This window comes from Candidatus Polarisedimenticolaceae bacterium (assembly GCA_036376135.1).
Taxonomy (GTDB): Bacteria; Acidobacteriota; Polarisedimenticolia; order Polarisedimenticolales; family DASRJG01; genus DASVAW01.
In genome coordinates, this window is the sequence record DASVAW010000031.1 from 1 (window position 1) to 8,041 (window position 8,041).

Consider the following 8,041-nt stretch of genomic DNA (forward strand, 5'->3'; position numbering starts at 1 on the left):
CCGGGACGCGGAAACGGAACGGCAGGTTCTCCTGCGCCCAGGCGTACCCGCCCCGCACCAGCGCGCAGTTCGCCGAGACGACCTTCTCGCCCTTCTTGCCGAGGCGTCGCTCGATCTCCCGGTCCACGAGGGCGAGGTCCCGCTCGTAGACGGCGCAGACCATTCCCAGCGACCACATGTTCCGACCGCGCTTGGGGTCGGGGACGAGCTTGCGGCACTCGGCCTCGATCGGAACCTCGTGGACGCGGTAGCCGCGCTTCCGGAAGTCCGCCAGCGCCTCGGCGTACTGCGCCCGGATCGCGGCGTCGGGCGATTCGCCCCATCCGCTCTCCAGGAGCAGGATCGTTCCCTCGCGCAGTCCGCCGACGTCGATGCGGCTGTACAACACCTGCTCGTTCAGCGCGACGACGAGGTCGGCGGTCTCGCCCATGTTCGTCACGGGCCCCGTGGCGAACCGGATCCGGTTGCCGCTCGCCCCCTGGCGGGAACGGAACGGGGGCTCGATCTCCGCCGGGATGATCTCGACGGTCCAGACCCCGTTTCCGGACTGCGCGCACAACGTGCCGAACAGCTGGCCCGCCGTCTGCGCCCCCTCGCCCGAGTCCGAGACGAACTCGATGATCTGCTGGTCGACGATCGCGACACCGGGCGCGTCCTTCTTCATGCCGAACCCTCCTTCGGAACCTGGGATCCCGCTCCGTACGGGGCCGGGGGCGGTTCCGGTCAGTCGCCGGTGCCGAGCTCGTCCCACAGCGAGTGGACGACGATCTCGTTCTCCGCGGCCTCGTGGCGCCTGAGGGTCGCCACGAACAGCTGGACGGCGGCGTTGAGCTCCCGCAGGTCGTAGACCGCCGGGTCCTCGAGGCCCTCGGCCTGCGCGATGATCCGCTCGAGGCGCTCGGAGAGCACGGGGTGCTCCTTCCTGAGCGCGTCGAGCTGCCGGGCGAGACGGGGTTTGGCCAGCGGGAGGGCGCCGAACAACGCCCCCTTCTCCTCCGACTCGAAGTGGTCCTGCAGCCCGCGCCGGAGGGGGCGCAGGCGCTCGAGGAGGGTTGCCACCCAGCGCCCTTCGAGGTCGGGGCGATGCGTCAGGCATTCCTCCACCGCCTCGACGAGCCGGAGACACGCCTTGTGCTCGTCGAGGGTCTCGGTCAGCTCGCTCTGGGGAATCGGGGTGCCCGCAAGGTCGCGCTCGCTCATGACGAACCCCCACACTCGCCCGGCGGTGGGGCCGCCACGCGAGAAAAATGCGCGACGCGACGAAGCCGACGTCGTCCGTTGCGCTCCGGGGGGAGGAGCTTCGCGGCCGCGCCGCGCCGGATGCCTGTCGAGCGGCCGCTAGATGCGAGTTCCGTTCCCGGCGACGACCTTGGGGAACCCCCGGGAGGTGTGCACCGCGCCGTCGGGGGAGACGATCCGTACGGAGACCCCCGGGAGGGCCTCCGCCGCAGGGATCGCCCGTTCCGGCCCCATCACGAACAGCCCCGTGGCGAGCGCGTCCGCCCAGGTGGCGTCGGGAGCGACGACGGTGACGGCGATCGACCCGCGCGCCGGACGTCCCGTGGCCGGGTCGAGGATGTGGTGGTATCGGACGCCGTCGCGTTCGAAGTAGCTCTCGTAATCTCCGGAGGTCACGATCGACCCCGCCTCCATCTCGACCCTCCCGGCGAGCTCCCCCTTGCGGCGCGGGTCCGCGAGCCCGACGGTCCAGGGGCGATCGCCGTTGCGGCCGCGGATGCGCAGATCGCCGCCGCCGTCGACGACGTAGTTGCCGACCCCGGCGCGCTCGAGGACCGCGGCGGCGCGATCGACGCCGTACCCCTTCCCGATCCCGCCCAGTCCGATCCGGGTCGCCGGATCGAGGATCTCGACCTCGGACCTCGCCCGGTCGACGCGGATCTTGCGGAAGCCCACGTGCCCGAGGCACGTCGCCAGCTCGTCGTCCGAGGGGACGCGGGCGTCGCGGAACGACCACAACCCGCCGCAGGTGGCGAAGGTGACGTCGAACGCGCCGCCGGTCGCCTCGGAGGCGAGCGCCGCGCGCTCGAGGACCTCGAGGAGCTCGGGGCCGACGCGGAGGGGACCGCGCCCCGCGGCCCGGTTCAGGGCGCTGATCTCGCTCGTCTCCCGCCATTCGCTCAGGAGGGCCTCGACGCGCGCGACCTCGTCGAGCGCCGCGGCGACGGCGCGGCGGGCCTGCGCCGAGGGCGGGGCGTGGACCTGGATCCGGAAGACCGTCCCCATGAGGACGCGTTGCTCGGACCAGGTCCGCGCGGCAGGCGCGCATCCGGCGGCGGCGGCGAGCAGCAGCGCGACGAGGAGGTGCGGGGTGCGGGGCACGGCGGGTGGGATGCCGCGGATCGAAGGGGTCAAGTCGTCACTCGAGCGGCAAAGGACGACTTGACCCCTTCCTTCGGCAGTCTAGAACGGGTAGCGGTTGAACGAGCACTGCAGCCCCTGGACGTCGTCGGACTCCAGGGTGCGGCCGTCGGTCCCGAAATACGACGCGTACATCGTCGGGCGCGGGGTCGAGGTGACCTCGGTGTGGTGCAGGCCGAGCGCGTGCCCCATCTCGTGGGTCATCACCGCCTGCGTGTCGACGGCGGAGCCGTTCGTGTTCCAGGCGTAGTTGCGGTTGAACGAGATGTCGGTCTCGGTGATCACCTGCCCGGCGGCGAGCACGAGGGCGGTGATCGCGAGGCACTGGCCGGAGCAGCCGTTGCCGCGGGCGAAGACGATGGCGTTGATCCCGTCGGTCGCGAACCCGGCGTTCGTGGTGCCGGCGTAGGTGAGGTTGTGGTTCGCCTGGGCGACGTTGGTCCACGACGCGCAGCTTGCGGTGACCGCCCCCTCCTTGCCCGCGCCCTGCCCCGAGGTGTTCAGGCGCCACGGGATGTTCGCCTGGGTCCAGTGGACGAACCCGCCCGATGCGTTGCAGGCGACGAGGTATCCGGAGCTGGTCCGACCGACTCCGGTGTTCTGGATGAAACGGTAGGCGTGCGCGGGCGACGCGGCGAGCGCGACGGCGGCGAGCACGAAGGAGATCGAAAGGCGCTTCATGGTCGTCTCTCCCTTACCCGCGCTCTAGCGGCGGCCGGCGAGCTGCCGGACCTTCTGCGTCATGAAGTCGAGCGGAAGCCCCTCGGACCCGCCGGGAGCGTCGGAGTACCCGAACACGTCGGGCATCAGCGGATGGCGCGAGGCCTGGCTGATCGCCCGCGGGCCGGACGGCGTGTCGACGACGTCGAAGACGCCCTGCGCGAGGTCGCGCACGGTGCGGACCTGGACCGCGCCGGGGAGGTCCTCGGGGCTCAGGAACAGGACGTAGTCCTTCCCGATCTCGAGGTCGGGGCCGGCGACGACGAGCGTCGTGATCTCCCCGACGTTCCCGCCCATCACCGTGATGGTGAACTCCTTCTCCTTCGGGTTCCCCTTCAGGACGTCCTGCACGAGGACGCGCACGTCCGTCAGGATGAAGCTCCCCTCGGCGTTCCAGTAGCTCTGGACGTCGAGGATGCGTCCCACCACGACCGACTGGTTCTCCGCCGTGAGCCCTTCGAGACCCATGCGGATCATCGTCGTCGCCTGGACGGGTTGGGAAAGGGCCGCCACGACGGCCAGCGCCGCCGCGGCGCGCATCGCGCCACGAATCCACTTCATACGGTGCCCCCCACCGACGGAATCGGACGCGCGAGAGGACCATCCCCCCGCGCAATGCGGGGGTGTTTACGCCCGGCGTGCGGGGAACGTCAATAGGTATTCGCACCGCATGCCGTTCCCTCATGGGAAGTTTCGTCCGGGCCAACAGGAAGAAAGGAACCAGCGCGTGCGTCGCATCGGTGAGAAATGCGCCTGCCGCGTCGTGGCATCGACGTTGCCTTTCTGCCTCACGGGCCCCGGCGATCCTGCACGGGGACCCACCGGAAAGGAGGACCTCATGAAAGCGATCCCGATCGTCCTCGCGTCGTTGCTGTCGGCGCTTCCCATCGTCGCCTCCGACCGGGGGGCGGAGCAGGAGAGGCTCCAGAAGGCCGAGTCCGTCGTGAAGGCGGCGCTCGAGTCCCCGGACAAGGGAATCCCGCGCGAGCTTCTCGAGCGCGCGGAATGCGTCGGGGTCTTCCCCGACGTGAAGAAGGCGGCGTTCATCGTCGGCGGCCAGGGCGGCCGCGGCATCTTCACCTGCCGCGACGAGGACGGCGAGCTCGGAGCGCCGGCGTTCTTCAAGCTCGCCGGCGGCAGCGTCGGGTGGCAGTTCGGCGGCCAGGAGGCCGACGTGGTGCTGCTCATCATGAACCGTGACGGCATGAAGAACCTGCTCCAGGACAAGTTCGCGATCGGCGGCGAGGCGTCGGCGACGGCCGGACCCGTGGGCCGCGACGCGAAGGCCGCAACCGACGCGCAGCTCCAGGCGCAGATGTTGTCGTGGTCGCGGTCCCAGGGCCTGTTCCTCGGGGCCTCCCTCTCCGGCAGCGTCATCCGTCCGGATGCCGAGGCCAACGCCAAGTACTACGGGAAGGAAGTCACCGCGAACGGGATCCTCGTGAAACACGAGGTCCGCGTCCCGCGGGAGTCCCGACCGTTCGTCAGCTTGCTGAACAAGATCGCGGACCGGGGCTGATTCCTCTCCTCTTCCCGATTCCTCGGTCCGCGTCGAAAGGCGCCCCGCCGGCTCCCGTCGCCGGCGGGGCGCCGATATTGGAGGCTCTCTTGCGATCGGCACTCCTCGCGCTCCCGTGCACGATCGCCGTCCTCGCCGGCTGCTTCTCGACGCCCGTGCGGCGCGCCCCCGAAGCCGGTCCCCCGCCGCCCCCCGAGATCCGCGCTCCGTCGCCGGCCGAGCAACCTCCTCCCGCGCCGCCGGCTCCGGCGGACCCGACGCTCCCCACGCTGCGCGACCCGGAGATCGCCGAGTTCAAGGCGGCGTTCGCCGGAGCGATCGCCTATCCCCGCTACGTGCTCGCGCTTTCTCCGACCTGTTCCGACTGCGTGCACGGGATCGCGGAGTTCGGGAAGGCGATCGCCGACCGCCCCGACGCCGACTTGCGCGTGCTCGTCGTGTGGCTCCCCGTGCTCGACTCCGATCTCGGCCCTCCGGAGGAGTCGGCCCGCCGTCCGCTTCGCGACCCGCGCGTGACCGAGTTCTGGGATCCGGATCGCCACGTCTCGCCGCGGATGATCGACCGCGCGATGCGGTTGGTGCGCGCAAAAGGGGAGGAGCCCGACTTCGACGCCGACGTGATCGCCTGGGACGTCGCCATGTATTTCCCCGCGGGCGCCGCGTGGGAGGACCCGTTCCCGACCCCGGCCTGGTCGGACGCGCCCGTCGAGCTGGCCGTGCCGAGGGTGAAGCGGGCGCTCGCCTCCAAGCGCTGAGCGAACCCTTTCCCCGTCCCCGCCGCACGACGCGCCCGACCGGCTGCACCGTTCCGGACGGAGGGGCCCCCTTCGGGTACACGCACCCCGAGGAGGTCCCATGCGAACCCTCGTCCTATCCGTCGTCTTCTCGTCGGTGTCCGTCGTCTTCTCGGCACCGCTGCGCCTCATCGATCCTTCGCCGTCGGTCGCCGGCGGCTTCGGCGCTGCGGTCGCGGTCTCGGGTTCGCTCGCCTTCGTCGGCGCGCCGGGGTCCGACGACGCCGGCGAGGACGCGGGGGCGGTGCACGTCTACGCCGACGGCGTCTACGTGCAGACGATCCACGGGCCTTCGAAGGGGGCACGGTTCGGAACCGCGCTCGCGGCCTCGGGACCCTACCTCGTCGTCGGCGCGCCGAACTCCGAGGGGTCGGGGGAGGTCCGCGTCTTCGAGGGGCCTCCCGGCGCGATGCGCGAGACGGCGGCTCTGCGGCCCGACGCCTCGAATCCGGGGATGCGCTTCGGGGACGCGGTCGCGATCGAAGGGGGCACCATCGTCGTCGGGGCTCCGCTCGCATCCTCCCCGATGGGTCCGACCGGGATGGGATTCGTCTTCGAGCGGAGCCCCGAAGGGGGCTTCGTCCTCCAGCAGCGCCTGATCGCGATCGGCATCCCTTCGGGGGGAGGCCTCGGCGCCTCGGTGGCGATCCGCGCGGGTCGGATCGCGATGGGCGCTCCGTACCTCGCGGCGGAGTTCCTCCCCGGCCGGGTCGCGACGTTCCTTCGGACCTCGGGCGGATGGGTGCGCGGCGCGGAGGTCCGGTCGCCGGTCGGAACGCCGCGCGACCGGTTCGGTCGGTCGGTCGCCCTCGTGAACGGTGAGTTGCTCGTCGGCGCGCCGCGCGACCTCGTCCTCTCGCGGGGGTTGTTGTGCACCTTCCGCCCGCGGACCGCGCCGGGGGGGGACGAGACCTGGGAATCGACGGACGTGCAGCTCTCGCCGGACGCCGCGCCGTTCGACCGCTTCGGCTTCGCCCTCGAGACCGACGGCAATCGCATGGTCGTCGGAGCCCCGAGCGCGGAGCCCGGCGGCCGCGCCTGGGTCTACCGACTCGAGCAGGGGCGCTGGGTCGCGGATCGCGAACTGGTCGCGGACGTCTCTCCGGGGTTCACCCTCTACGGCGCGAAGGTCGGGATCTCGGGGCGGACGGTCGTCGTGGGCGCCCAGCTCGACGACGGCGTCGCGGAGGACGCCGGGGCTGCGTTCCTTTTCGACGTGGGGGAGTGAAGACCCCGAAAACGGAGTCGCAGCCTCGGATTGCCCAGGGCGAGCCACCCGGAGCTGCACTCCGGGCTTCCTCAAAGATCGGTTCCCGGGGGAGCGGACCCGCTCGTATACTCCCTCCATCGGAGGTCCCGGCCGCAGGGGCCGAGGGGATTTCGACCTCCGCAGGCCTCGGTGCGGAGTCGATCATGAACCTGAAGTCTGGACTGGTGATCGCGGGTTCCGCGATCGCGTTTCTCGGAGCCGCGCACGCCGCGCCTACACCGATCGACAAGCCGACGACGATCGACCTGCCGGGGACGTACGTCGTCGTGGTGCCGATCGACGCGGCCGGCGGCGTCGCGTTGACGATCCGGGCGGATTCCGTGACGGTGAATCTCGACGGGTTCGTCGTCCGCGGGGACGTCGTCCTCCTGCCCGCGAGGACCGGGACGCAGCGGATCGTCCTGGAGCAGGGGAGGATCGAGGGGAAGCTCGAGCGGGCGTTCGATCCGAATCGCCCGCCGCTCGACCCCCGCCCCACCGCGCTCCGATTGTCCGAGGTCTCGGGTTTCGCCGGGGGGATCCGCCTCGACGCATGCCGGGAGTTCGTGGTTCGCGGGTCGCGGGTGGACGGTTCGGTGGTCATCAACCCGAACGCCTCGACCGCCTACGCGGACGTCGCCGACAGCGCGTTCACCCGGAACGTCGATCTCGGAAGTCTCGACGGGAGCGTCGTGAGGGGAAGTGCTTTTCTCGGAAACCTGACGCTGCGCCGGGGCTCGGGGCTGACGAACCGGGCGAACCTCGTCGAGCGGAACTCGTTCTGGAGGTGGAGCGGGATCGTGCACCTTCCGTGCACGAACTGCCTCACGACGATCGGCGACACGGTCGCCGACAACGTCGCCGCCTTCATCCACGTAAGCTCGGGCGGGAACGCCGTCCGGAGGAACTCGATCCGGAACGGCACCATCGCCGTCAGCGGTTCTCGCAACACGATCGAAGGGAATGCCGTCCAGGGACCCGGATTCGGACTCGTCTTCGACGGCGACGCCAACACCTATCGGGAGAACGTTCTCCGCAACAACGAGCTCGGGGCGGTTCAGGACAACGGCACGGGGAATCTCGACGCCGGGGGGAACGTGAGATGAGCGCCAAGTCGACGTTCGCCGTGCTTGTCGCGGTGCTCGCCCTCGCGCCGGTCGCGCTCGGACAGGGACGGATCCCGATCGACCGGCCCATGACGATCGACAAGTCGGGTTCCTACGTGGTGACTCGCGACATCGTGGGGACGGGGGAGTTCGCGCTGAACCTCGTCGCCGAGGACATCGACATCGACCTCGGCGGATTCGTGGTACGCGGGGACGTCCTGCTCACGCCGGGCGCGATCGATCGGCAGCGGATCGCATTGAGGAACGGCCGGAT

At 70.7% G+C, this 8,041-nt stretch carries 10 protein-coding genes; 5 read left to right on the forward strand and 5 right to left on the reverse strand.

Annotated elements, in window-relative coordinates; translation table 11 throughout:
* From VF139_02575 to VF139_02595, 5 genes are all read right to left on the reverse strand, one after another.
* Window positions 1–664: 2-oxoacid:acceptor oxidoreductase family protein (locus tag VF139_02575; GenBank protein HEX6850265.1), on the reverse strand; the 664-nt coding region annotated here is incomplete at its 3' end.
* A 59-nt stretch (window positions 665–723) separates the two neighbouring features.
* Window positions 724–1,200, reverse strand: coding sequence for a hemerythrin domain-containing protein (locus VF139_02580; GenBank protein HEX6850266.1), 477 nt, complete (start codon window positions 1,198–1,200; stop codon window positions 724–726).
* A gap of 138 nt (window positions 1,201–1,338) precedes the next feature.
* On the reverse strand, window positions 1,339–2,340 hold the full coding sequence (locus tag VF139_02585; GenBank protein HEX6850267.1) for an FAD:protein FMN transferase: 1,002 nt from the start codon (window positions 2,338–2,340) through the stop codon (window positions 1,339–1,341).
* Between the two features lie 81 nt (window positions 2,341–2,421).
* Window positions 2,422–3,060 (reverse strand): matrixin family metalloprotease, encoded by a 639-nt coding sequence (locus tag VF139_02590; protein HEX6850268.1) that lies wholly within the window; start codon window positions 3,058–3,060, stop codon window positions 2,422–2,424.
* A 24-nt stretch (window positions 3,061–3,084) separates the two neighbouring features.
* Entirely contained in the window at window positions 3,085–3,660 is a 576-nt protein-coding gene (locus tag VF139_02595; GenBank protein ID HEX6850269.1) for a hypothetical protein, read from the reverse strand.
* A 277-nt stretch (window positions 3,661–3,937) separates the two neighbouring features.
* On the opposite strand from VF139_02595, the gene VF139_02600 reads away from it, so the two are divergent.
* From VF139_02600 to VF139_02620, 5 genes are all read left to right on the forward strand, one after another.
* Window positions 3,938–4,618 carry a lipid-binding SYLF domain-containing protein gene (locus VF139_02600; protein HEX6850270.1) on the forward strand — a complete coding sequence of 227 codons (681 nt, stop codon included), beginning with the start codon at window positions 3,938–3,940 and terminating at the stop codon, window positions 4,616–4,618.
* An 89-nt stretch (window positions 4,619–4,707) separates the two neighbouring features.
* Window positions 4,708–5,373: a hypothetical protein gene (locus tag VF139_02605; protein ID HEX6850271.1), complete on the forward strand. Its 666-nt coding sequence runs from the start codon at window positions 4,708–4,710 to the stop codon at window positions 5,371–5,373.
* Between the two features lie 100 nt (window positions 5,374–5,473).
* Window positions 5,474–6,640 (forward strand): hypothetical protein, encoded by a 1,167-nt coding sequence (locus VF139_02610; protein ID HEX6850272.1) that lies wholly within the window; start codon window positions 5,474–5,476, stop codon window positions 6,638–6,640.
* Window positions 6,641–6,825: 185 nt separating this feature from the next.
* On the forward strand, window positions 6,826–7,767 hold the full coding sequence (locus VF139_02615; protein ID HEX6850273.1) for a hypothetical protein: 942 nt from the start codon (window positions 6,826–6,828) through the stop codon (window positions 7,765–7,767).
* Window positions 7,764–8,041: hypothetical protein (locus VF139_02620; GenBank protein HEX6850274.1), on the forward strand; the 278-nt coding region annotated here is incomplete at its 3' end. The genes VF139_02615 and VF139_02620, both read left to right, overlap by 4 nt.

Excerpts from the sequence above, each read along its gene's own strand:
- VF139_02595 (HEX6850269.1), bottom strand. The coding sequence starts at position 3,660 with ATGAAGTGGATTCGTGGCGCGATGCGCGCCGCGGCGGCGCTGGCCGTC.
- VF139_02615 (HEX6850273.1), top strand. The coding sequence starts at position 6,826 with ATGAACCTGAAGTCTGGACTGGTGATCGCGGGTTCCGCGATCGCGTTT.
- VF139_02610 (HEX6850272.1), top strand. The coding sequence starts at position 5,474 with ATGCGAACCCTCGTCCTATCCGTCGTCTTCTCGTCGGTGTCCGTCGTC.
- VF139_02600 (HEX6850270.1), top strand. The coding sequence starts at position 3,938 with ATGAAAGCGATCCCGATCGTCCTCGCGTCGTTGCTGTCGGCGCTTCCC.
- VF139_02580 (HEX6850266.1), bottom strand. The coding sequence starts at position 1,200 with ATGAGCGAGCGCGACCTTGCGGGCACCCCGATTCCCCAGAGCGAGCTG.
- VF139_02590 (HEX6850268.1), bottom strand. The coding sequence starts at position 3,060 with ATGAAGCGCCTTTCGATCTCCTTCGTGCTCGCCGCCGTCGCGCTCGCC.